22 protein-coding genes are annotated in these 24,162 nt (G+C 43.1%); 18 read left to right on the top strand and 4 right to left on the bottom strand.

Going from position 1 to position 24,162, the window contains the following annotated elements; genetic code table 11:
• Nucleotides 1-13: 13 nt before the first annotated feature.
• Nucleotides 14-1,756: an ABC1 kinase family protein gene (locus IGJ01_RS14930; protein WP_086298287.1), complete on the bottom strand. Its 1,743-nt coding sequence runs from the start codon at nucleotides 1,754-1,756 to the stop codon at nucleotides 14-16.
• Between the two features lie 182 nt (nucleotides 1,757-1,938).
• Between IGJ01_RS14930 and IGJ01_RS14925 the strand changes: the two genes are divergently transcribed.
• The 12 genes from IGJ01_RS14925 (at nucleotide 1,939) to IGJ01_RS14870 (ending at nucleotide 14,738) form a co-directional block, all read left to right on the top strand.
• The gene (locus tag IGJ01_RS14925) at nucleotides 1,939-3,033 is read left to right on the top strand and encodes a D-alanine--D-alanine ligase (RefSeq protein ID WP_005233659.1); all 1,095 of its coding nucleotides are present in this window, start codon (nucleotides 1,939-1,941) and stop codon (nucleotides 3,031-3,033) included.
• Nucleotides 3,034-3,119: 86 nt separating this feature from the next.
• Nucleotides 3,120-4,469 carry a UDP-N-acetylmuramoyl-tripeptide--D-alanyl-D-alanine ligase gene (locus tag IGJ01_RS14920; RefSeq protein ID WP_244732480.1) on the top strand — a complete coding sequence of 450 codons (1,350 nt, stop codon included), beginning with the start codon at nucleotides 3,120-3,122 and terminating at the stop codon, nucleotides 4,467-4,469.
• 290 nt (nucleotides 4,470-4,759) lie between these two features.
• The gene (cshA, locus tag IGJ01_RS14915; protein ID WP_010749100.1) at nucleotides 4,760-6,286 is read left to right on the top strand and encodes a degradosome RNA helicase CshA; all 1,527 of its coding nucleotides are present in this window, start codon (nucleotides 4,760-4,762) and stop codon (nucleotides 6,284-6,286) included.
• A gap of 202 nt (nucleotides 6,287-6,488) precedes the next feature.
• A complete protein-coding gene (gene acpS / locus IGJ01_RS14910) occupies nucleotides 6,489-6,854 on the top strand; it encodes a holo-ACP synthase (protein WP_061053330.1) in 366 nt (121 codons plus the stop codon).
• A gap of 121 nt (nucleotides 6,855-6,975) precedes the next feature.
• Complete coding sequence (alr, locus tag IGJ01_RS14905; RefSeq protein WP_008379416.1) at nucleotides 6,976-8,097, top strand: alanine racemase; 1,122 nt, start codon at nucleotides 6,976-6,978, stop codon at nucleotides 8,095-8,097.
• A gap of 9 nt (nucleotides 8,098-8,106) precedes the next feature.
• A complete protein-coding gene (locus tag IGJ01_RS14900) occupies nucleotides 8,107-8,478 on the top strand; it encodes a type II toxin-antitoxin system PemK/MazF family toxin (RefSeq protein WP_005227961.1) in 372 nt (123 codons plus the stop codon).
• Nucleotides 8,479-8,486: 8 nt separating this feature from the next.
• Nucleotides 8,487-8,783, top strand: coding sequence for a hypothetical protein (locus IGJ01_RS14895; protein WP_016612926.1), 297 nt, complete (start codon nucleotides 8,487-8,489; stop codon nucleotides 8,781-8,783).
• A 305-nt stretch (nucleotides 8,784-9,088) separates the two neighbouring features.
• Nucleotides 9,089-10,156 carry a 23S rRNA (adenine(2503)-C(2))-methyltransferase RlmN gene (gene rlmN / locus IGJ01_RS14890; RefSeq protein WP_010749104.1) on the top strand — a complete coding sequence of 356 codons (1,068 nt, stop codon included), beginning with the start codon at nucleotides 9,089-9,091 and terminating at the stop codon, nucleotides 10,154-10,156.
• Nucleotides 10,157-10,352: 196 nt separating this feature from the next.
• Complete coding sequence (locus IGJ01_RS14885) at nucleotides 10,353-11,036, top strand: DUF969 domain-containing protein (RefSeq protein ID WP_005233676.1); 684 nt, start codon at nucleotides 10,353-10,355, stop codon at nucleotides 11,034-11,036.
• On the top strand, nucleotides 11,037-11,957 hold the full coding sequence (locus IGJ01_RS14880; RefSeq protein ID WP_005233677.1) for a DUF979 domain-containing protein: 921 nt from the start codon (nucleotides 11,037-11,039) through the stop codon (nucleotides 11,955-11,957).
• Between the two features lie 30 nt (nucleotides 11,958-11,987).
• The gene (gene pcp / locus IGJ01_RS14875; RefSeq protein ID WP_008379428.1) at nucleotides 11,988-12,635 is read left to right on the top strand and encodes a pyroglutamyl-peptidase I; all 648 of its coding nucleotides are present in this window, start codon (nucleotides 11,988-11,990) and stop codon (nucleotides 12,633-12,635) included.
• A 441-nt stretch (nucleotides 12,636-13,076) separates the two neighbouring features.
• Nucleotides 13,077-14,738 carry a peptide ABC transporter substrate-binding protein gene (locus IGJ01_RS14870; protein WP_005233679.1) on the top strand — a complete coding sequence of 554 codons (1,662 nt, stop codon included), beginning with the start codon at nucleotides 13,077-13,079 and terminating at the stop codon, nucleotides 14,736-14,738.
• A gap of 100 nt (nucleotides 14,739-14,838) precedes the next feature.
• Here the strand turns inward: IGJ01_RS14870 and IGJ01_RS14865 are convergent, their stop codons facing one another.
• Nucleotides 14,839-15,174, bottom strand: a complete 336-nt coding sequence (locus tag IGJ01_RS14865) for a DUF3899 domain-containing protein (RefSeq protein ID WP_005227990.1) — start codon at nucleotides 15,172-15,174, stop codon at nucleotides 14,839-14,841.
• A gap of 84 nt (nucleotides 15,175-15,258) precedes the next feature.
• On the opposite strand from IGJ01_RS14865, the gene opp3b reads away from it, so the two are divergent.
• From opp3b to IGJ01_RS14840, 5 genes are read left to right on the top strand one after another with little or no spacing between them, the layout of a single operon-like run.
• A complete protein-coding gene (gene opp3b, locus IGJ01_RS14860; protein WP_005233681.1) occupies nucleotides 15,259-16,200 on the top strand; it encodes an oligopeptide ABC transporter permease in 942 nt (313 codons plus the stop codon).
• The gene (locus IGJ01_RS14855; RefSeq protein ID WP_005233683.1) at nucleotides 16,200-17,243 is read left to right on the top strand and encodes an ABC transporter permease; all 1,044 of its coding nucleotides are present in this window, start codon (nucleotides 16,200-16,202) and stop codon (nucleotides 17,241-17,243) included. The genes opp3b and IGJ01_RS14855 overlap by 1 nt, the downstream gene beginning before the upstream one ends.
• Nucleotides 17,243-18,295: an ABC transporter ATP-binding protein gene (locus tag IGJ01_RS14850; RefSeq protein ID WP_216593164.1), complete on the top strand. Its 1,053-nt coding sequence runs from the start codon at nucleotides 17,243-17,245 to the stop codon at nucleotides 18,293-18,295. The genes IGJ01_RS14855 and IGJ01_RS14850 overlap by 1 nt, the downstream gene beginning before the upstream one ends.
• A 14-nt stretch (nucleotides 18,296-18,309) precedes the next feature.
• On the top strand, nucleotides 18,310-19,248 hold the full coding sequence (locus IGJ01_RS14845) for an ABC transporter ATP-binding protein (protein WP_005233685.1): 939 nt from the start codon (nucleotides 18,310-18,312) through the stop codon (nucleotides 19,246-19,248).
• A 30-nt stretch (nucleotides 19,249-19,278) separates the two neighbouring features.
• Entirely contained in the window at nucleotides 19,279-20,277 is a 999-nt protein-coding gene (locus IGJ01_RS14840; RefSeq protein ID WP_008379437.1) for an RNA-guided endonuclease TnpB family protein, read from the top strand.
• A 145-nt stretch (nucleotides 20,278-20,422) separates the two neighbouring features.
• On the opposite strand, the gene IGJ01_RS14835 is transcribed toward IGJ01_RS14840, so the two are convergent.
• Both IGJ01_RS14835 and IGJ01_RS14830 read right to left on the bottom strand, forming a co-directional pair.
• On the bottom strand, nucleotides 20,423-21,253 hold the full coding sequence (locus tag IGJ01_RS14835; protein WP_194188228.1) for an NUDIX domain-containing protein: 831 nt from the start codon (nucleotides 21,251-21,253) through the stop codon (nucleotides 20,423-20,425).
• Nucleotides 21,254-21,303: 50 nt separating this feature from the next.
• The gene (locus IGJ01_RS14830; RefSeq protein WP_034872151.1) at nucleotides 21,304-21,579 is read right to left on the bottom strand and encodes a hypothetical protein; all 276 of its coding nucleotides are present in this window, start codon (nucleotides 21,577-21,579) and stop codon (nucleotides 21,304-21,306) included.
• A gap of 356 nt (nucleotides 21,580-21,935) precedes the next feature.
• On the opposite strand from IGJ01_RS14830, the gene metG reads away from it, so the two are divergent.
• Complete coding sequence (gene metG / locus IGJ01_RS14825) at nucleotides 21,936-23,942, top strand: methionine--tRNA ligase (RefSeq protein WP_005233704.1); 2,007 nt, start codon at nucleotides 21,936-21,938, stop codon at nucleotides 23,940-23,942.
• Nucleotides 23,943-24,162: the final 220 nt, after the last annotated feature.

Genomic DNA, 24,162 nt, shown 5'->3' with positions numbered 1-24,162 from the left:
TGAAGGTGCTTATTTATTTCTTACGAAAACGATCATAGAAGTATTTGCCGACTAAAGCTACGATTGCGAAAAATGCCAAGGTATACCCGAAGATCCCCATCTGATGGACGAAAGCTCCTTGTTGCGGGCTGGCGACCACCAATAAGGAAGAGCCAAGGATGACCGCAGCTAGAATAATACCGATTACCAGTCGATTGACCATCTGATCAAAGCGGTCCAATAGCTGTTTTTGTTCGCGGATCTCTAAATTTAACCGGTGTTTACCAGTGGCAAAAGTGTCTAAGACAGCCAAGGTCCGATCAGGAAGATGGCTAAGTGCCCGCAAGCTTTTTGCGGTTGCCAAGGCGCTTTTTTTCACCTCGTCTTCAATACTCAGCTGCTGTAAGAAATATTTTTGTGCAAAAGGCTGAGTGACTTCCATCATTGATAATTCGGGGTCTAAGGCTTTGATCACACCTTCCAAGGTGCCAAAAGCCTTAATCAGCAAGGTGATGTCTCGATGCATCTGCAGTTGGTTATCATGGCAGATCGTGATGACTTCCCCCATCACTTTTTGCAAGTCGATATCCTTTAGCGGCATATTATAGTAGTTTTCAACAAATTTTTGAAGATCCTGATAGAAGGCGACTTCATCAAAGGAACTGCCGCTGCTGTTGCACAAACGCAAGACAGCTTTGCCGACTTCTTGGGTGTCTTGGGTATACAAAGCAATCAATGCATCAGCTAAGCGACTGCGTAATGACTGATCCAAATGTCCCATCATCCCAAAATCTAAGAAAATCACTTGGTAAGGCGGCATAATCGCTTCTTCTTGCCACTTCAATGAATAATCAACACCGCCGAGGACACCGACGCGCTGTTTGACTTGGAATGGTTTTGGTCGGTTGGTTTGATCTGTGAAGACATGTAAAAAAAGATTGCCAGGATGCGGATCAGCGTGAAAGAAGCCATCTTCAAAGACTTGCTTCATAAAGTTTTCGACTAATAGCGTTCCCACTTGTTTTTTCACTGCTTTCACGGACTGATTGTCATAAACGATATCTTGATTGCTGCGGGTCAGCAAGCAGTTCAAACTTTCACCGGCCATGTAATCCATGACTAATACTTTTTGGGTGCACCATTCGGGATAAACTTTTGGCAATGCCAATTGCGGGTTTTGGTGATTGTTACGGTAGAATTCCTGCGCATTTTTCATCTCTTGTAAAAAATTTGTTTCATTGGCAAGGGATCGTCTGACTTCGCTTAACACGCTTTTTAAATCCACCACATTGGCTTCTGGAATTGCACGAACCAACGGTAGAGCCTTTTCAAAAAGATCGAGATCCACTTGAATCGCCGCAATGATTCCCGGATGCTGCACTTTGACGATCACTTCTTTGCCGCTGATCAAGTTTGCTCGGTGGGCTTGTCCGATGGAAGCTGAGGCGACTGGGATTTCATCAAAAGCGGAAAAAACTTTCGTTAGTGGCTGCTGTAGTTCTGCTTCCAGCAGTGCTTTGACCTTGGGAAATGGATCGCTTTTGACATTGTCTTGTAACTGCTTGAAGGCATCAACGAAAGTGCTGGAAAGTAGGTCATTGCGGACCGAAAGCATCTGCCCGATTTTGATAAATGTTGGTCCTAATTCTTCAAACGCTTGACGCACCATTTCGGGATGCTGCTGTTTGCTGATATTTTGAACGACTTTGTATTTCAAAAAGACTTGAAGGATTTGTTTTAATCGTCCTTTTCTAGAAGGAGCAGTTTGTTCTGTCATAGGTCCCACCTCTTTAAACGTGCCGTGATATATTCATAGTACTGACAAAATGAAAAACATTCAACTAACGACTGTGTAAGCTTAAAGAAATTTCTGCAAGATTTAATGCCGGTTGGTCGATTTTGTGCTAAAATGTGGAAGACTTAGTTTGGTAGAATCAATGAATACAGGAGGAAATTCTTTTGAAAATCATTTTATTATACGGGGGACGCAGTGCAGAGCATGAGGTATCACTGTTATCCGCTTTTTCAGTTGTTAATGCTGTATATTATAATTACTACCAAGTTCAATTAGTAATGATCACTAAAGAAGGACGCTGGTTAAAAGGCCCATTATTGTCTGAGGCGCCAACGTCACCAGATACTTTGGCATTGACCAACGAAGAGACCAAAGGGGAAGAAATTTCACCTGGGGCCATCTATGAAGAAGACGCGATCGTCTTTCCATTGCTCCATGGACCAAACGGCGAAGACGGCACGATCCAAGGGTTTTTAGAAACCATCGGAATGCCTTATGTCGGTGCTGGTGTCTTGACTAGTGCCTGTGGGATGGACAAAATCATGACCAAGTACATCTTGCAAGCTGCGGGAATTCCGCAAGTTCCGTATGTACCAGTCTTGAAAAATGCGTGGAAAGAAAATCCGAAAAAGATTTTCGATCAATGCGAAGGCAGTCTCCTTTATCCGATGTTTGTCAAACCAGCCAACATGGGATCAAGTGTCGGTATCTCGAAAGCCGAGAACCGCGAAGAACTGCAAAATGCGTTGCAAGAAGCGTATCGCTACGATACCCGAGCGATCGTTGAACAAGGAATCGAAGCCCGTGAGATCGAAGTCGCTGTTCTTGGAAACGAAGACGTGCGGACCACCATGCCGGGAGAAATCGTAAAAGATGTTGCGTTTTATGATTACAATTCCAAATACATTGACAACCGAATCGAGATGCAGATTCCTGCGCAAATTCCCGAAGAAACACAAGCCAAAGCCCAAGAGTTTGCGAAAAAAGCCTATACGATGTTAGGCGGCAGTGGATTGAGCCGTTGTGATTTCTTTTTGACCAATAAAAACGAGCTCTTTTTAAATGAGCTAAACACGATGCCGGGATTCACTGAATTCAGCATGTACCCATTGCTATGGGAAAAGACCGGATTGCCGTATGGTGATTTGATTGAAGAATTGATCCAATTAGGGATGAATCGTTTCAACCAAAGACGTTCTTTCTTGACGAATGTGGAAGAAGCAGAAGTTGAAGCAGAGAATGAAAAAGAAGCAGAATAAATAGCAGGAAGAAAGCCAGCTCAACTCAAGGAAAATACTTGAAGCGATCTTGTGCTTTCTTTTTTTGTAAAAAAGGAGCGAAACTGATGAATTTTACTGTAAAAGAAGCCGCTGCCGTATTTGGTCAGCCAATTGAAAATGAGACACCACTTGCCTCTGTGGAGTTTGACAGCCGTCTAATCAAAGAAAACAGTCTTTTTGTTCCCTTGGCGGGGACTCGGGATGGACATGAATTTGCCCAACAAGCCAAAGACAATGGTGCGATCGCGACATTGTGGAGTCATCCCACCATCCAACCACCGCAAGGCATCCTTGTGATACCCGTCAAGGATACTGTCAAAGCGTTCCAACAGTTAGCACGAGCCTACAAAGAAAAACTTGCGCCAAAAATCATCGCTATTACCGGAAGTAATGGGAAAACAACCACAAAAGATATGGTAGACGCGGTTATGGCACAAAAATACCAGACCTACAAAACTCAAGGTAACCATAACAATGAACTAGGCGTGCCTTTGACTATCTTGCATGCACCAGAAGATACGCAAGTGTTGATTTTAGAAATGGGAATGGACCATGCAGGAGAGATCGAAGTCCTTTCGCGCTTAGCAGAACCTGATGCAGCGGCGATCACGTTGATTGGCGAAGCCCACATTGAAAACTTAGGGTCCAGAGAAGGGATCGCCAAAGCCAAAATGGAGATCACCGCAGGATTGAAAAAAGACGGCTTCTTTATGATGCCGGCGGATGAACCATTGTTAGACCCCTTTGTTCCTAACTTGACGCAGCCCATTGAAACTTTTGGCTTAACAGAGGGAGATCTGCAAGGAGACATCGTAGAGGAATCGCAAGATCAAACGATTTTTACGGTAGCAGGTAAGACTTTTACCTTACCGGTATTAGGCGGTTATAATGTCAAAAATGCCTTGATCGCGATTGGTTTAGGACGTCATTTTGGTGTATCAAATGAAGCCATCAAGGAGGGCTTGGCGCATTTTCAATTAACGAAAAATCGGACCCAATGGGTGACTGCCGGTAATGGAGCAGCGATTTTGAGCGATATTTACAATGCCAATCCGACTGCCATGGGTCTCGTATTGGATAGTTTCCGCAAATTGCCGTTAGAAGGAAGACGGATCGCCGTATTGGCAGATATGCTTGAATTAGGACCAGATTCTGCACAAATGCACGAGCAGATGGCCGCACATTTAGATGGCTCGTTCCAACTAGTTTTTCTTTATGGCAAAGAAATGCAAGCATTGCAAAAACGACTAGCTCAGTCACCACTTGCTGACAAGGTGCGCTATTTTGCGACAGATGAAAAACTACAACTGATCGCCTCCTTAAAGGAAACTTTAGAACCTTCCGACAGCTTGGTAATCAAAGGGAGCAATGGCATGGGCTTGAGCGAAGTCGTTGATGCACTAAAAGGAATGTAAAGCGGAGTTGAAATCTTGCTGAAACTTTCAAAACGTGTTATACTTATCTAACGCCGAAAGATGAAGCACAGAATGATTACTGTAAAAAACATTGACGTTTTGAGATAAAATGATGGCTGAGACAAACAACACTTGTTTTAGCCTTTTATAATGCCTTCGTGAAGCGGTTTTTCGGTACCGAGAGAAAGATAAGAGTAAATGGGACTACTCTTGTGTTTCTGAAGAACTAACCTACGCTTCGATGATAGAAAAACAGGCATCGAAAAGATGACCAGCCTAGGAGGATCCATTTGAAATTTAAAGATCTAGAATTATCCAACGAATTATTGACTTCTGTTGAGCGTGCCGGCTTTGAAGAAGCAACACCCATCCAAGAAGCAACGATTCCATTAGCCTTAGCAGGCAAAGACGTGATCGGTCAAGCACAGACCGGTACTGGTAAAACCGCCGCATTTGGTTTGCCAATGTTAGAAAAAATCGACCCAGCGAACCATCAACTACAAGGATTAGTGATTGCCCCAACCCGTGAATTAGCGATCCAAACCCAAGAAGAATTGTATCGTCTTGGTAAAGACAAAAAAATTCGCGTTCAAGCAGTTTACGGTGGAGCCGATATCGGCCGTCAAATCCGTCAATTAAAAGATCGTCCCCATATCGTAGTTGGTACGCCAGGACGTATGTTAGACCATATCAACCGCCACACCTTAAAATTAGGTACGGTTGAAACGCTTGTATTAGATGAAGCAGACGAAATGTTGAACATGGGCTTCTTGGAAGATATTGAAAAAATCATCAGCCAAGTGCCAGATGTTCGTCAAACGTTGCTATTTTCAGCAACAATGCCGCCAGCAATCAAAAATATCGGCGTGAAATTCATGAAAGAGCCTGAACATGTTCAAATCAAAGCCAAAGAAATGACCGCTGATTTGATTGATCAATACTATGTTCGCTCAAAAGATTACGAAAAATTCGATGTCATGACTCGTTTGTTGGATGTGCAATCACCAGAATTGACGATCGTTTTCGGTCGTACGAAACGTCGTGTTGATGAATTGGCACGTGGTTTAGAAGCCCGTGGCTACAAAGCTGAAGGCATTCATGGGGACCTTTCTCAACAAAAACGGATGAGCGTTTTACGTTCATTTAAGAGTGGTCAATTAGATATCTTAGTTGCCACAGACGTAGCAGCTCGCGGATTAGATATTTCTGGTGTTACACACGTTTACAACTACGATATCCCTCAAGATCCTGAAAGCTATGTTCACCGGATCGGACGTACAGGTCGTGCCGGAAAAGGCGGAATGTCAGTGACTTTCGTTACACCAAACGAAATGAGCTACTTGCATGTCATTGAAAACTTAACGAAAAAACGGATGACACCAATGCGCCCACCAACCGAAAAAGAAGCTTTTAAAGGTCAATTAGGTGCCGCAATCGAATCTGTTGAAACAAAATTGGATGAAAATGGTTTGGATAAATACTTGCAAGCAGCCGACGATCTTTTGGAACGTTATTCTGCACAAGATTTAGCAGCACTGCTTCTAAAAACAATGGCGAAAGATCCAGCTGATTTAGAACCAGTCAAAATCACACCAGAACGCCCATTACCTCAAGGAAAAAAATCATTCAATAAAAACGGACGTCGCAGCAATAACAGCAATGGCGGCAATCGTAACCGCAAAGAAAACGGTGGGAACCGTGGCGGCGGCAACGGCAATAAAGCCCGTGGTAACTATTCAAAAGATGGTGCCCGTAAAAACAATCGCCGTAGCAACGACAAAAAACGCGGTTTCGTTATCAGAAATAACCAAGACTAATTGAGTTTGTGGACCTTGTAAGGAAACTTGCAAGGTCTTTTTTATATAAAAAACAAATACGAGCAATTGAAAATCTTAATCTCCGTATAAACTCGTCAGATTTGAATGGTAATTCGCCATTTTTTTGGTAGAATGGTAACTAGCTAAACAAGGGCCAATTCCAATTTGGAAACCCCTATCTTAAGTAAAGGTAGCGAGAAGAATGATTAAAGGAATCGGGATCGATGCAGTCGAGCTGCCTCGAATGAAAGAATTAATTGAAAAAAAACCTCAGTTTATAACGCGTATTTTAACAGAGAAGGAAGCAAAATTATTTGCCCGTTTGCCCCTGAAACGTCAGGTAGAGTTCATCGGGGGGCGCTATGCCTGCAAAGAAGCGTTCTCCAAAGCTTGGGGGACGGGGATCGGCAAAGTTTCTTTTCATGATATTGAAGTCTTGACCAATGAATTCGGTGCACCGATCGTTACCAAAGCACCGCACCCTTTAGAAAAAACGTTTGTCAGTATCACCCATACAAATGATACTGCCTTTGCACAAATTATCTTAGAAGTATCGGATAGTGAGTAACCTGAGTGGAAGTCGTCACTTGGTGAAAAAACGACGATACTTTATGGACGAACAGCCGACTACATAAAACCAACTTAATTTGTTTGTCTGATCAAGCATTAGTAGAAAGAAGGAACTGGAAATGGTGGTTGCTTACCATAGACCAACGAAAGCGATTATTGATACGACCGCGATTACCGAAAACATCAAAAATGAGATTGCTCACTTACCAAGCGAGACGTTTCTTTTTGCGGTGGTAAAAGCCAATGGGTACGGGCACGGAGCGGTACAAACTGCTCAAGCAGCCAAAGAAGGCGGTGCAGCCGGTTTTTGCGTTGCGACGATCGATGAGGCAATCGAATTGCGAGAAGCAGGAATCACTGACCCGCTGCTGATTTTAGGGGTTGTGAACGTGCAAGATATTCCCTTACTTGCAGAATACGATTTTTCTTTTCCAGTCGCTTCGATGGACTGGTTGGTAGAAGCCGGTACTTATTTGGAAGAGAATCCTATAAAGACACCGCTTAAAGTACATGTCAAAGTGGATACCGGCATGGGGAGAATCGGTTTTTTGACCCCAGAAGAAGTGCTTCAAGCCGTTCTTTGGTTGGAAACTCATCCCACATTTGATTGGGAAGGAATCTTTACCCATTTCTCCACAGCCGATCAAGCTGATACAACTTATTGGGAAACACAGCACCAGCGGTTTAAAGAAGTCTTAACTGTTTTGCCTTATTTGCCGACATATATACATACAGGCAATAGCGCGACCTCCTTGTGGCACAAAGAGGCCGTTGGGAATATGGTCCGTTTTGGGATCGCGATGTATGGATTGAATCCGTCAGGTCATGCATTGAAGGAACCATTTTCCTTAAAACCAGCCCTTTCACTTGTTTCTGAACTGATCCAAGTGAAATTACTTGAAAAAGGAGCGGGGATTGGCTATGGTGAGACATATATCACGCCCCATCAGGAATGGATCGGCACTGTGCCTATCGGTTATGCGGATGGCTGGTTACGAAAAATGCAAGGCTTCTCACTCTTAGTAGAAGGTGAACCTTGTGAAATCGTCGGTCGGGTGTGTATGGATCAACTGATGATTCGTTTGCCGCGAGCCTTTGCTGTCGGTACAACGGTCACGTTGATTGGTGAGAATCATGGGAAACGAATTACGATGCAGGATGTTGCAGACCAGTTAGAAACGATTCACTATGAAGTAGCGTGCACCCTCTCAGCAAGGGTTCCGCGAGAATATAAAAGTTAGGGTGGTCCTATGGTAAAAAGGGGAGATATTTATTTTGCCGATCTTTCACCAGTCGTTGGATCGGAGCAAGGCGGAATACGACCGGTCTTGATCATTCAAAATGACTTGGGCAATCACTTCAGTCCCACCGTGATCATTGCGGCGATCACGGCAAAAATGGCGAAGCCGAAATTACCAACCCACATTGGGATTTCCGCTTCTTGCACAGGGATTGGCAAAGACTCCGTCATTTTGATGGAACAGATCCGCACGATCGACAAAAGTCGGTTGAAAGAAAAAGTTTGTCATTTAGATGATAAAGTGATGTGTGAAGTCGATGCTGCTTTGATGATCAGTATTGGTGTGGAGCCGACCTTTGCTACATCAACGATCGAGGTGTAAAACAAGCAATGGGGTATGTAGTATTAATAGTAGTTGTCATTTTATTGATTCTCTTTACTTATAAACATATTCGCCGTTTTCTTTCAGAAACCAAAAAGCGCAACGAAACCATGGAACAAGGGTATTACCTTGTCAGTCATACATATGAAGAGAAACGGGAACAGACCCATTATTACGGCGTTTTTCAACAAGGAGACAAAGAACTGATATTAGAAATGTCACTCCAGCTTTATTTACAGCTACAGCCACCGCAACGGGGGATGTTGACCGCCAAAGAAGGCCGAGTCCTTTCTTTTGAAGGGTGATCATGTGAAGAAAGCAGTGCCCATGAGAGAGTATCTCTTCAAGGAAAAGCAAACAAGCAGGAAAGAGCTGCTCCATTTATTTCACAGGAGTTGGTTCATTCACTGCTTGTTTTTTATGACTAAAATGTTTGTGAGAGCTATTTCAAGTAAGATGGCGTGATGGATGGGAACATTGAGCATCGAAAAAATGATCAACCAGCGCAGTAGAGCAACGGTTTTGCTTTGACAAACAACCAAGGTACGGTTGCTTTTCACAAAGAATTCAGTTATAGTATGTAGCGACTAGTTTGAAAAGAGGGAAAAAAGTGAACCCATCGATTTATGGACTTACCAAATCAGATCTATCTTTGTGGATAACTGAACAAAATGAAAAGAAATTTCGAGCCAACCAAGTGTGGGAGTGGCTCTATGAAAAACGAGTAACCAGCTTTGAAGAAATGACCAATTTACCGAAACCTTTGATTGAGAAACTGACGGCAGCCTTTGTGATCAATCCCCTGAAGCAGATGGTGGTACAAGAAGCCAGTGATGGGACCGTCAAGTATTTATTTCAATTGCCCGACAATCACATGATTGAAACGGTCTTGATGCGTCAAGAGTATGGCATGTCGGTTTGTGTGACAACCCAAGTCGGTTGCAACATCGGCTGTACCTTTTGTGCCAGTGGGTTATTAAAGAAACAGCGGGATTTAACGGCAGGCGAGATCGTGGCTCAAATCATGTTAGTACAACACTATTTTGATGAACGCAACGAGGGAGAACGGGTCTCTCACGTAGTCGTCATGGGGATCGGCGAACCCTTTGATAACTATGACAATGTGATGCATTTCTTGCAGATCATTAACGACCCAAAGGGTTTAGCGATCGGTGCGCGGCATATTACCGTGTCAACCAGCGGCTTAGCGCATAAAATCAAAGAGTTTGCGGAGAACGGCTTGCAAGTGAATCTAGCGATTTCGCTGCATGCCCCAAATAACGAAGTCAGAACCTCCATGATGCGGATCAATCGGAGCTTCCCGATTGAAAAACTGATGGCAGCGGTCGATTATTATTTAGAAAAAACCAATCGTCGCATCACGTTTGAGTATATCATGCTGGATCATGTCAACGACCGACCGGAACATGCCCGTCAGTTGGCAGCATTATTGAAGGATAAAAAGAAATTGTCTTACGTCAACTTGATTCCTTATAACCCAGTGAGTGAGCATGACCAATATGCTCGAAGTAAAAAAGCCGATGTGTTAGCTTTTTATGACATTTTAAAGAAAAACGGCATCAACTGTGTGATTCGTAAAGAACATGGGACAGATATCGACGCAGCATGCGGACAGCTGCGAAGCAAACAAATGAAAAAAGAAGCTTCTGCTTCTTAAACAAAAAAAACCAAAAGAAGGACTGCACAAGCGCAGTTCTTCTTTTGGTTTTTTATTATCTAAGCAATTAAAAAACGCCTTAAAGAAAGCGTATTCCTGTAAAGAAAATTCAAAAAACATTGTTTTACAAGAAAAAAATAGATTATACTAAAAGCTGGTATTCATTAAAAATAACTTACTGTGAAAGGATGATTTGATGGAATGGATTAAATTAATTGGTATTCTAGTTATTTTAGTCGGCTTTTTGCTGAAGCTAGATACTATTGCTGTCGTAATCGTTGCTGGTTTTGTCACCGCGCTTGTATCGGGAATTTCTGTTGTTGATTTTTTAACAATGTTAGGAGAAGCGTTTGTCAATAATCGACTCGTGACACTGTTCTTGTTGACATTACCAATGGTCGGCTTGTCGGAACGTTTTGGCTTGAAACAGCAGGCCGTCATATTGATTGAAAAAATCAAAGGCTTGACACCAGGGAAGTTTTTGAGTTTGTACTTATTTATTCGGGAACTTGCTGGCTTTTTCTCTATTCGGATCCAAGGACATACGCAATTTATCCGCCCAATCGTTAACCCGATGGCGCAAGCTGCTGGGGAAAATAAATTTGGGGAACTGGATGAAAAAGATCAGGAAAAAATCAAAGCTCGGGCTGCCGCTAATGAAAATTTCGGGAATTTCTTTGCGCAAAATACCTTCGTGGCTGCTTCTGGTGTGCTGTTGATCGTAGGAACGTTGCAATCACTTGGATATGATGTGGCAGCTAGTTCGATCGCTCAAGCATCATTGCCGATCGCATTGATCGTCTTAGTTATTGCCACGTTATCGAACTTGCTCTTTGATCGCAAATTAGCAAAAAAATATGGCAAGAAGGAGGAGAAATAGATGGAAGGAATCGTTAACGGATTACTAGAATTCTTTTATATCTTGATTGGGCTGCTGTCGATCATGACGGCTGTCCGGGTTTTTCGTGAAGCAGACCATCCTACACGATTGGGCACCTCTGCCTTTTGGTTACTGCTAGGGGTCGTCTTTGCTTTCGGAAATTTTTTGCCGTATCTTGTGGACGGAATTTTGATCGTTTTGATGGGCTGTTTGACCTTCTTCAAACAAGTACAGATCGGTAAAATCGTCGACGTTGATGATGAAAAAGCCGAAGCGTCAGCAAAACGGATCGGTAGTACGATCTTCGTACCATGTATCAGCTTGGCATTGATCGCTGTGGTGATTTCTTATACACCATTAGGGGGCCAAGTGGGGATCGGGATCGCGTCGATCTTAGCACTCTTGTTGGCAGTCGTGCTAACTTCCGCTAAACCAAAAACAGTGTTAGACGATTCCGACCGGATGCTTCGCCAAGTCGGAACTGCCGGTATCTTGCCGCAGTTATTAGCAGCACTAGGTGTCATTTTTAACGCTGCTGGTGTTGGTGATGTGATTTCTCAAGGAATCTCTGGCGTCGTGCCAGAAGGCAATCGTTTTATCGGTGTCGTGGCTTACTGTTTAGGAATGATGATCTTTACTATGATCATGGGAAATGGCTTTGCAGCATTTACCGTTATAACTGCCGGTATTGGCGTACCTTTCGTAATGGCGCAAGGCGGCGATCCAGTTGTTGCTGGTGCTTTAGCAATGACCGCTGGTTTTTGCGGCACGTTGCTGACCCCGATGGCAGCCAATTTCAATGCACTGCCAGTGGCTTTGTTAGAGATGAAAGACCCTAATGGTGTCATTAAAGCACAAGCCCCAATTGCTTTATTATTGTTAGTGATCCACATCGCTTTAATGTACTTTTGGGCATTTTAGTGGTAAAACAGAGATGGAAGGATGATGGAAATGAAACTATTAATTACCGGATTTGATCCATTTGGCGGAGAAGCAATCAATCCTGCCTTAGAAGCAGTGAAATTACTGCCAGATACAATTCATGGTGCACAGATCGTGAAAGCAGAGATCCCCACTGTATTTGGGAAATCAGCGGCGATCGTCGAAGAGAAAATTGAAGAGGTCCACCCAGATGTCGTCTTAAACATCGGTCAAGCGGGCGGCCGGTTTGCCATCTCACCAGAACGAGTGGCAATCAATGTGGATGATGCCCGGATTCCTGATAATGAAGGCAATCAACCCGTCGATGAAGCGATCCAAACAGAAGGAAAGCCTGCCTACTTCACACAACTGCCAATCAAAGCAATGGTAGAAAATATGAAAAAAGCAGGAATACCTGCAGCCGTTTCTAATACTGCTGGAACCTTCGTCTGCAACCACATCATGTATCAAGTACAATACATGATCGATACAAAATACCCTGAAATGAAAGGCGGTTTTATTCACGTGCCATTTATTCCTCAGCAAGTCGTCGATAAAGCAGGACAGCCTGCAATGAGCATCGAAGACATCGCCAAAGGATTAACTGCAGCAGTGGAAGCTATCGTTGATTATGCCGACAAAGAAGATTTAAAAGCGATTGGCGGCGCGATCCATTAATCATTGAAGGACATCCGTTCGAGGACAAAACAAAAGTTCTTAAAATGAAAAGACCTGATCAGTAAGCATGCGATCAGGTCTTTTTTGTCTGAATTTGATAAGAAATCATCCTTGTTTTCTGCATGTTTACTTTTCTATCAGACATTTCTCATTTTGATGACTGAAATGAAAAAAGCAGACAGAAAATGAATGTAAGTTACATTTAACCATGTTTTTTTATTATTTTTTTCGCTTTATTTCTTATAAATAAAGAAAGGAAAAATAGCATTTAACGAATGTTTGATGAGAGTAAGGTAAGTAAATACCAAGAAAACTTTCTTCCAAAGGTGTTTTTTATCGAAAAAGGGATTGCTTTTTTAATAATTATTAATTAAAATCTTATCTAACTTCAGAAATCGAATGATTATTCTGAAAATTAATTCAATTAAGGGGTAGGACAGGATGAAAAATAAATGGGCCTATGGTTTAGTAGCTGTGTGTGGCGTGGTGTTAGCCGGCTGTACAACAGGCGGAACAAATAGTTCAAGCAATGACACAGCAACTAGCGGCGATAGCAACGCAGAACAAGTATTTAACGTAGTGGTTTCACAAGAAATGCCAAGTGCGGATCTTTCATTAGCAACCGATACGATCAGCTTCAGTGCATTGAACAATGTATATGAAGGACTGTATCGTTTGGATGCTGACAGCACACCACAACCTGCTGGTGCAGCTGAAGCAGCTGAAGTCAGCGAGGATGGACTGACTTACAAGATCAAATTGCGTGAAGATGCGAAATGGTCAAATGGTGACCCTGTTACAGCAGCGGATTATGTCTATGGCTGGCAACGGACGGTCAAACCTGAAACTGCATCAGAATACGCGTATCTATTTTCACCAGTCAAAAATGCGGATGCCATCACAGCAGGCGATACGGATCCATCAGAGCTAGGCATCAAAGCAGTGGGGGATTATGAATTAGAAATCACCCTAGAAAAAGCAACACCTTACTTTGATTACTTATTAGCATTCCCATCATTCTTCCCACAAAATCAAAAAGTAGTGGAAGAAAATGGCGATCAATATGCATCAACAAGCGACAATGCCGTTTATAATGGACCATTTGTCCTGACTGGTTTTGATGGACCAGGAACGGATACAGAATGGGCTTATGAAAAGAACGATCAGTATTGGGACAAAGACACTGTTAAATTACAAACGATCAACGTAAGCGTCGTGAAAGAATCCTCAACTGCCTTGAATCTTTTCCAAGATGGTCAAGCAGATGATGTCATCCTAACAGGTGAACTGGCGCAACAGATGGCTAACGACGAAGCATTCGTTTCTCAACCAGAAGCAACGACTTCTTACTTAGAATTGAATCAACGTGATGAAGATTCACCTTTCCGTAACGAAAATTTGCGTAAAGCAATCTCTTATGCGATTGACCGTGATGCCTTAGTAACATCGATCTTAGGTGATGGTTCAATTGCTTCAAGTGGTTTGGTTCCAGAAGGCATGACTTTCAGCCCTGGCGATCATACAGACTTCACAGAAGCAGCTGGCAGCGTCATTAGCTACGATCAAGAGAAAGCAAAAGAATATTGGGAAAAAGCCAAAGAAGAATTAGGAATCGATTCATTAGAATTTGATATCTTAGCTTCTGATACAGACTCAACCAAGAAAATCATTGAGTACTTGCAAGACACGATCGAAAAAACATTGGACGGTGTGAAAGTCACGTTAAGTCCAGTTCCATTCTCTGTTCGTTTGGATCGTTCAAATGCGGGTGATTTTGATACAGTAATGGGCGGTTGGGGTGCTGACTATGCCGATGCAAGTAGCTTTACTGACTTGTTTACGACAGGTAACTCATACAACCGTGGTCAATGGAGCAGTGAAGAATACGATGCAGCTGTAAAAGCAGCAGGTACGACCAATGCCAATGACCCTGACAAACGTTGGGAAGATTTAGTCAATGCAGAAAAAATCATTATGAATGAACAAGGTGTCATTCCAGTTTATCAAAAAGCGGAAGCACATTTACGTGCAACAAAAGTCAAAGGTGTTGTTGCTCACGCAGCGGGCGCACAATACGACTACAAGTGGACATCAATCGAATAATCACGAGTAGTTGACTTGAAATGCCGAAGAAAAGGCTGAGACAATTTCTTGTCTCAGCCTTTTGCTTCTCATTTCAATGAGTAAAAATATAAGAGTGAAATTAACTAGTAGCAATCATTAAAAAGAGCAATGAAAGGAATAACAAGAAGACACCAGGCCATAACCAAAAGGCGTAACTCTGTTTGCCGACTTGGGATAATTTCAGATAATCTGTTTTATTTTTGGAAAAAGCTTTCTTCATGGAATATTGAAAATGGTCAAAGAAACCAGAAGCAAATACCCATAAAAAACCGCCAATGATCAAAAAGAACAGCGCCCACAAGAAAAGGGCATCTGAAAGAGCTGCTATGGAAAATTCATTTTTTATGGCTAACCATCCGCCAGAAATTGCGAGGCATAGGAGGGGTATGAGCCCACTACTTTTTTTTATTTTCATGATCTGACTCCTTTTTAATGATTCGTACTATGTTAATTTACATAATTATTGAATAGAAGTCAAAATACTTAAGGGGGAAACTGCGTGAACAGCTTTTTGAAATATTTATTGAAACGAGTGTTCTACATGGTCTTAACATTATGGCTGATTGCTACGATCACCTTTTTCTTGATGCAATTTTTGCCAGGAACACCATATACGAATGCTGAAAAATTAAGTCCAGAACAAATTGCCTTGCTAAATGAGCAAGCAGGATTGGACAAACCGATCATTACCCAATATTGGCTTTATTTGACCAATCTACTAAAAGGTGACTTTGGGATCTCTTTCCAATTTAAAAACCAGCCAGTAGCGAATTTATTATCAGGAAGAATCGGACCTTCACTGCAACTAGGACTACAAGCGATCATCTTTGGTACCTTCTTTGGGATTATTTTAGGAACGATCTCTGCAATGAAACAAAATACTTGGGTCGACACAACGTCTACCTTAGTGGCGATCTTAGGGCGTTCGATCCCTAACTTTGTCTTTGCCGTTTTGCTGCAATATATTTTTGCCATCAAACTAGGGATCTTGCCGATTGCCAAGTGGGAGACCTTTGCCAGCACGATCTTACCGACCGTCGCCTTAGCGATGTCGCCGTTAGCGGATTCCGCTAGGTTTATTCGAACCGAGATGGTGGAAGTGCTGCATAGTGATTATGTCGAGTTGGCACGAGCAAAAGGTTTGAGCCGCTGGGAAATTGCCTTCAAGCACGGTTTGCGGAATAGTTTGATTCCGTTATTGACGTTGTTAGGACCGCTAGCTGTCGGTTTGATGACTGGTTCCCTTGTCGTAGAAAATATTTTTGCGATCCCGGGTATCGGTGAACAGTTCGTAAAATCAATCATGACCAATGACTATCCGACGATCATGGCGGTAACGATCCTTTATTCCGCAATGTTGGTCTTTGTGATTCTTGTTGTTGATATTTTATATGGAATCGTTGATCCGCGGATCCGAGTTTCAGAAGGGAGTCGTGGCTAATGGCAGAGAAACCTTACACAGCAAATGATGTTGCTGCCATCGATGCAGCCAAATTTCAACCATTACAAAAAAATACCAATGAAGAGCGTGAAGCGATCGCAACCCCCTCATTAACCTTTTTCCAAGATTCATGGCGTCGTTTGAAAAAGAACAAAGCCGCTGTTTTCTCAATCGTTTTGTTGCTGATCATTATTACGATCTCAATCATTACCATTTTTGTCTCGCCACATGATCCGACCGCGCAAAATGTGACCTTTACAAATCTGCCGCCGAAAATTCCCGGTATCAACATCAATGGCTTAAACGGCTATGCGATGGTGGGAGGCGAGCTAGTAGATAAGTATGCAGCTGCCAATGTACCTGACGGGACATATTTCCTTTTAGGAACGGATGGATTAGGTCGTGACTTATTGAGTCGTCTATTTGTAGGGACACGTATCTCCTTATTGATTGCGTTTATCGCAGCGATGCTAGATATCATTTTTGGTGTAACCTATGGTTTGATCTCTGGTCTTTTAGGTGGACGAATCGATAATGTGATGCAACGTTTCCTAGAAATCTTATCAGGTATTCCCAACTTAGTGGTAATGATCTTAATGCTGGTAGTTTTCGAACCTGGGATCTTCTCGATCGTGGCAGCAATGGCGATCACTAACTGGATTCCAATGGCGCGGATCGTACGGGCCCAAACAATGAAACTAAAAGATCAGGAATTCGTTTTAGCCGCAACAACGCTGGGGGAAAGCCGTCTCAAGATTGCGATGAAACACGTATTACCAAATATTTCCAGCGTGATCATCGTACAAATGATGTTCAGTATTCCCTCGGCGATTTTCTTCGAGGCCTTCCTAAGCTTTATTGGGCTAGGATTAAAACCACCTTCAGCATCTTTAGGGATGTTACTAAGCGATGGCTACAAAACCTTCTTGTTCCTGCCTTACCAAATGTGGGTACCGGCTGTGACCTTGTCTGTGATTATGATTGGGTTCAACTTGCTGGCAGACGGTTTGCGTGATGCCTTTGATCCGAAAATGAAAGAGTGATTGCTATGAAAAAAGTCTTAGAAGTGAAAAACTTAGAAATTTCTTTTGACACCTTTGCTGGGAAAGTCCAAGCGATCCGCGATGTCAGTTTCGATCTATACAAAGGAGAAACCTTGGCGATCGTGGGCGAATCCGGGAGCGGCAAGTCCGTGACAACCCGCAGTATCATGGGGTTATTAGCCAGCAATGCCAATGTCGATAATGGCCAGATCCTCTTCAATGGGACGGACATTTTGAAAAAATCCGAAAAAGAACTGCAAAAAATCCGTGGCAAGGAAATCGCCATGATTTTCCAAGATCCAATGACTTCACTAGACCCAACGATGCCGATTGGCAAGCAAGTGGCAGAGTCATTGATGAAGCACAACAAAATCAGTAAAAAAGAGGGCTTGCGACAAGCGTTGGAATTACTGAACCTTGTCGGCATCCCGAATGCTGAGAAACGCTTGAAAAATTATCCGCATCAATTTTCGGGTGGTCAGCGGCAGCGGATCGTTATTGCGATCGCGCTGATCTGTTACCCACAGATCTTAATTGCAGATGAACCGACGACTGCATTGGATGTAACGATCCAAGCACAGATCTTAGAGTTATTAAAAGATATTCAGAAGAAAATCAATTCGTCCATCGTCTTTATCACCCATGACTTGGGTGTCGTTGCCAATGTGGCTGACCGAGTAGCCGTGATGTATGGTGGGAAAATCGTCGAAGTGGGCACCGCAGAAGAAATCTTCTACAACCCGCAACATCCATACACCTGGGGCTTGTTGGGTTCGATGCCAACGTTAGAAGGGACAGGCGATCGTTTGTACGCGATTCCTGGTTCACCGCCGGATCTGTTGGACCCGCCAACCGGGGACGCTTTTTATCCACGAAACGAATTTGCTTTGCAGATCGATGCAGAACAGCAACCGCCGTTCTTTGATGTTTCACCGACCCACAAAGCAGCAACTTGGCTGTTAGCGCCGCAAGCACCGAAGGTAACTCCGCCGGATGAGATCTTGATTCGCTGGAAAAAATTCCAAGAAAAAAATACTCAGGCATCTGTCTAAAGGAGGAGAAACGGTTGGAAAAAGTTTTACTTGAAGTAAAGAATCTCAAACAATATTTTAACGTTGGCCGCAAAGACGAAGTCAAAGCCGTCGATGATATCTCCTTCCAAATCTATGAAGGAGAAACCTTTGGTCTAGTAGGTGAATCCGGAAGCGGAAAATCGACCACTGGACGGACGGTGATTCGTTTGAATAATCCTACCGGAGGCGAAGTTCTTTTTGATGGACAAGATGTTATGAAAATCAAAGGCAAGAAACCGCTGGCTGATTTTCGCCGGGAAGTTCAAATGGTCTTCCAAGATCCTTATGCCTCCTTGAATCCACGGATGAAAGTTCGCGACATTATTGCCGAAGGGATCGATATCAACGGATTAGCTAAAAATGAAAAAGAACGCAATGATCGGGTGGATGAACTCTTGCGAACCGTCGGACTAAACCCAAGTCATGGAACCCGTTATCCTCATGAATTTTCAGGGGGACAACGTCAGCGGATCGGAATCGCCCGAGCATTAGCCGTCGATCCAAAATTCATCATTTGTGATGAACCGATCTCGGCATTGGATGTTTCGATCCAAGCCCAAGTTGTCAACTTGCTGCAAGATCTGCAAGAAGAACATAAATTGACGTACTTGTTTATCGCCCATGATTTATCGATGGTCAAACACATCAGCGATCGGATCGGCGTGATGCACAACGGCAAACTGCTAGAAGTAGGAACCAGTGATGAAATCTATCATTACGGGGTCCATCCGTATACTGAAAGTCTTTTATCAGCGATTCCGCTGCCAGATCCTGACCATGAGCGTCAACGCAAACGGATCAAATACGTCAGCGAACCAAACGATAACCAAGAACGAGCAATGGAAGAGATCGCACCAGGACATTTCGTTTATGCCACGAAACAAGAAGCCAAGATCTACCAAGAAAAGTTAGCACAAAAAAAGGGGAACTAGCGTCAAAGGTATAGGGAGTGTTAGGAGGAGATGAAACTGGGTGTTTTAAAAGCATACAAATTTCGGATCTATCCTAATGGACAGCAAAAACAGTTTTTCATCGAAACCTTCGGCTGTGTTCGGTTTACGTACAATCAACTGCTGGAGGCGAAGATGGAGGAGCTGGCCAACAATGAAGCAAAGCAAGGGTTGACGCCAGCCAAACTAAAAAAGGAGTATCCTTTTTTGAAGGAGACCGATAGTTTGGCATTGGCGAATGCACAAAGGAATCTGGACCGAGCGTTTCGAAATTACTTTCAAAAGCGGGCTGGCTTTCCAAAAATGAAAACCAAAAAAAGTATTTGGCAATCGTATACTACGAATAATCAGCAGCACACCATTTACTTTGAAGAGGATCAAATCAAGCTGCCAAAGCTCAAAACACTGGTTCCAGTAAAAAAGCATCGGGAGATCAAAGGGAAAATCAAATCGGCAACGATCTCAGCGAAAAACAATGAAGAGTTTTATATCTCGATTCTTTGTTTGGAAGAGATCACACCACTCCCGAAACAGCAAGCGTCTATCGCGGTTGTTTATGATCCGCAGCAGCTGATCAAAGCCAACCAATCGGTACCGGTCACTTGTGAGCATGCGATCCAAACAAAACAGAAGCTGACACGAGCAGAACGCAAACTTCAGGTGAAAGCTACGGCGGTCAAACGGAAAAAAATCCTTTTGACTCAGGCACGGAATTATCAGAAGCTAAAAGGAAAAGTCGCTCGCCTCTATCGTTTTCACTGCTGTCAAAAGCGGGAATTCATCGATCAAGTCAGTTATCATCTCGTAAAACAGTACGATACAATCTATTTGGAACAAATTGCTGAAGAAACGGTTCTAAAAGCCGGTCATTACAGCATCAGCGATTGGCATCAGTTTGTTCGCAAAATCCAGTACAAAGCGCAGTGGTACGGCAAAGAACTGCGTTTTGTCACGTTGGACACGCAGGACCAACAGAAGCTAGAGCGGCTCTCAGGCGAAATGAGCAGCTGATCTGCTTGAACTGGAAGGAACGCCAGGGATCGCCTAGGGTATAGAAAAAATCTTTCTGATTTTTGTTTCTAGGAACCACGTTCACTAATTATGATTAACCAGCAACCCCCTGCCAAACTACGGTCTGACAGGGGGTTGTATTTTTTTACATTTTGTCACCTAAAAATGCGTCATTTAAGCGATAGATCTTTGAGGGACGCCCGATGCCGACGGGCTTTTCGCCAACTTCCGTAAAATATTGGAGCATGGATTTTTTAAAGTTGGAATGATCGATCATTTTAAAATCGATCCCTAAAAACTTGGCGAATACTTTACGGGCTTCCGTGATCGTAAAGTCTTTGCCTAACACGAGCAGCACTTGTGGCTCGTGTTCCATCTTGTTGGCAACCCGTTTGAAAGCTTTGAGGATGATCGCGCTGTGGTCAAAAGCCAACGTATCTTTTCCAACAGAGGCGCCAGTCACTAGGTCAAGAATGATCTCGATCTCGCCGCTGGTCAAATAAATTTGATTGGCTTTTCTTTCTAAAGAGAACCAGCGTACTTGGTTCGCATCGTCCCCGGCACTTAAGGGTTCTTCACCGATAAAAGCCAAATAGCTGACGGTGATCACCCAACCGCGAGGATCGCGATCTGGGGTGCTGAAGGTATGCAGCTGTTCGATGTTTTGCTTGGAGATGGTGACCCCGATCTCTTCTTGCGTCTCACGGATAACACTTTGCCCCGTCGATTCATTGGGATTGACGAAGCCTCCCGGCAATGCCCAAGAATTACGGAAAGGGTGGCCTTTTCTTTGGATCAGCGCAATTTTTAATTGTTCTTCTTCTTTGTTGTAACACATCAAAACCATATCGACGGTTACGGAAGGTTTCTCGTATTTCGGCTGATCTTGTGCCTGATACCACGTAAGAAAGTCTGCTTCAGAAGCTTCTTTCTCATAGTAGTGTTTTTCAGCTGATTTTGAGGTAAATTCTTTCATTGGTTTCTCCTGCCTTAGATAAAGTAAGTAACTGAGCGCGATGGTTTTCCTTAACGGAAAAAATAAGGAACGATCAAATTAATGAAAAACAGTGCGAGATAAAGCCAAGAAGACCGAGGGTGTTCTTTGAGTGCTAAATAGCCCCAAAGAGCGATCCATAGCAGAAAAGCTACCCGTAGGATTGCCAGCGCTGTCGCAAAAAGCGCCGCGTAATCATGGCTGTTGAAGTAAGCAAACAAAAAGGGGTAACCTGTGGTTGAAAAGAGCAAGTGCCCCACAGAAAGCGCGGTTAAAAGCAAAAAATGCTGTTTGTTTTTTCGAGTCATAGCGTTCCTTTCTATAAGAGAAGTCTTCCTCATTATAGCAAAAGAAGTACCTGTTAATCAAAGAGAGATAAAACACCTTTATTTCTTATGAGATTCGTTGTCAGGATCAGATTCTTCCCCTAGAACATTGAAGTGAACGGCTATCTGCGCTATGATAATTAGTAGAAAAGAAATACTCAAATCTGCTGGTTTATTTGCTGCGTTTTAAGGACGAAAACGATTCCTTTGCTTCTTTTAGAGCATGAAGAAAGGTCTTATTATGTCCGCTTTTTTGATTAAATTTATAGCATTTTTGGGTTGCGAACTGTATACTACCTAAGTATACACTTTACTAGTGAAAAGGAGGACTTGCGTCCATGGCTGAAAAAGAAACATTCTATATTACGACGCCAATTTATTATCCAAGCGGCAAGCTGCATATCGGGAATTCTTACACGACGATCGCTTGTGATGCGGTAGCACGATACAAACGATTGATGGGCTTTGATGTCTTTTATTTAACGGGTGTCGATGAGCACGGTCAAAAAATCGAGAAAAAAGCAGAAGAACTTGGCGTAGATCCGCAAGAATACGTCGACAAAATGGCAGCTGACGTCAAGAAATTATGGAACACACTAGACATCAGTTATGACAAATTTATCCGTACAACGGATGACTACCATAAAACAGCCGTTCAAAAAATCTTCCAGCAATTGCTTGATCAAGGAGATATCTATCTTGGTGAATATGAAGGCTGGTATTCTGTTTCTGATGAAGAATACTTTACTGAAACGCAATTAGCAGAAGTTTACCGAGATGAAGAGGGCAAAGTCATCGGCGGCAAAGCGCCAAGCGGTCATGAGGTAGAATTGGTGAAGGAATCTTCTTATTTCTTCCGCATGAGCAAATACGCCGATCGTTTGGTTCAATACTATGATGAACATCCAGAGTTCATTCAACCAGAATCACGCAAAAATGAAATGCTGAATAACTTCATCAAACCAGGTTTAGAAGACCTGGCTGTTTCCAGAACGACCTTTAAATGGGGCATTCCTGTCACGGCTAGTCCTGAACACGTGGTGTATGTTTGGATCGATGCGTTATCTAACTATATTACGGCATTAGGCTATGGCTCAGAGGACGATTCCTTGTTCCAAAAATACTGGCCAGCTGACGTGCATATGGTTGGGAAAGAAATCGTGCGTTTCCATACGATCTATTGGCCAATCATGCTGATGGCCTTAGACTTGCCCTTACCGAAAAAAATCTTTGGTCATGGCTGGTTGATGATGAAAGACGGCAAGATGTCGAAATCAAAAGGCAATGTCGTTTATCCAGAAATGTTAGTGGAGCGCTACAGCTTAGATGCGTTGCGTTACTATCTATTACGGGCGGTTCCTTTTGGTAGCGATGGTGTGTTTACACCAGAAGATTTCGTTTCTCGTTTGAACTACGATCTAGCCAACGACTTAGGCAACCTGCTGAATCGGACGATCGCCATGATCAATAAATATTGTGATGGCTTAGTGCCCGATTATGCCTCAAAAGTAACGCCTTTTGATAGCGAGCTGTCAACGACTGCGGCCAATGTGGTTGGTCGTTACCATGAAGCCATGGATAAAATGGAATTCAGTACGGCATTGTCAGAAGTTTGGACATTGATTTCCCGTGCCAACAAATACATTGACGAAACCCAACCATGGGTGTTAGCCAAAGAAGAAGAAAAGCGCGCGGAATTAAACAGTGTGATGGTTCATTTGGCGGAAAGCTTACGCATCGTTGCGATCTTATTGCAACCGGTGATGACAGAAACACCAGCCAACATTTTCCAACAATTAGGACTGGCTTCTGTTGCCATGGATCTGAAAGATTTACGCTTTGGTGAATTTCCAAGTGGCACGAAAGTCGTTGCCAAAGGCACACCGATTTTCCCTCGGTTGGAACTTGAAACAGAAGTAGCCTACATCCAAAAGAAAATGGCTGAAGGGACACAAAGTCCAGAAGAAACAGTCAAATGGAATCCAGAAGAAACCACATTGCAATCAGACAAAGCCGAGATCAAATACGAAGACTTCGACAAGATCGAATTAAAAGTGGCAGAAGTCGTTGATTGTCAAAAAGTCAAAGGGGCCGACAAGCTGCTACAATTCCGCTTAGCTGCGGGAGATGATCAAGATCGTCAAATTTTATCGGGGATTGCTGAATTTTATCCAGAACCACAAGATTTGATCGGCAAAAAAGTCGTGATCGTTGCCAACTTGAAACCACGGAAAATGCGGGGGCAAGTCAGCCAAGGAATGATCCTTTCTGCAGAAGACAATGATGGTCGTCTGCAAATCGTGGAAGCGCCAAAAGGCATGCCAAACGGCTCGGTCATCGCTTGATTTTTAAGAGAAATTCTTTGTTGAATTTCAGCGAAAATAAAATTGCCAGACCCGAAAAGTTTTTGTATAATGTAGGTTATTGATATGAACATGAGGGAGTAATTGGCGGATTTTATCTGCGGCAGTATCACCATCCTGAAAGAAATTTCTGGTGCTGTCTTAAACAGTGAGACTTATGTATGCTTAGACAGTGCATACATAAGTCTATTTTTTTTCATAT

The organism is Enterococcus sp. AZ089 (assembly GCF_050547225.1).
Lineage (GTDB): Bacteria > Bacillota > Bacilli > Lactobacillales > Enterococcaceae > Enterococcus_D > Enterococcus_D entomosocium.
Note: the sequence above shows the minus strand (reverse complement) of the source record. Positions and strands in the feature narration are given on the sequence as shown.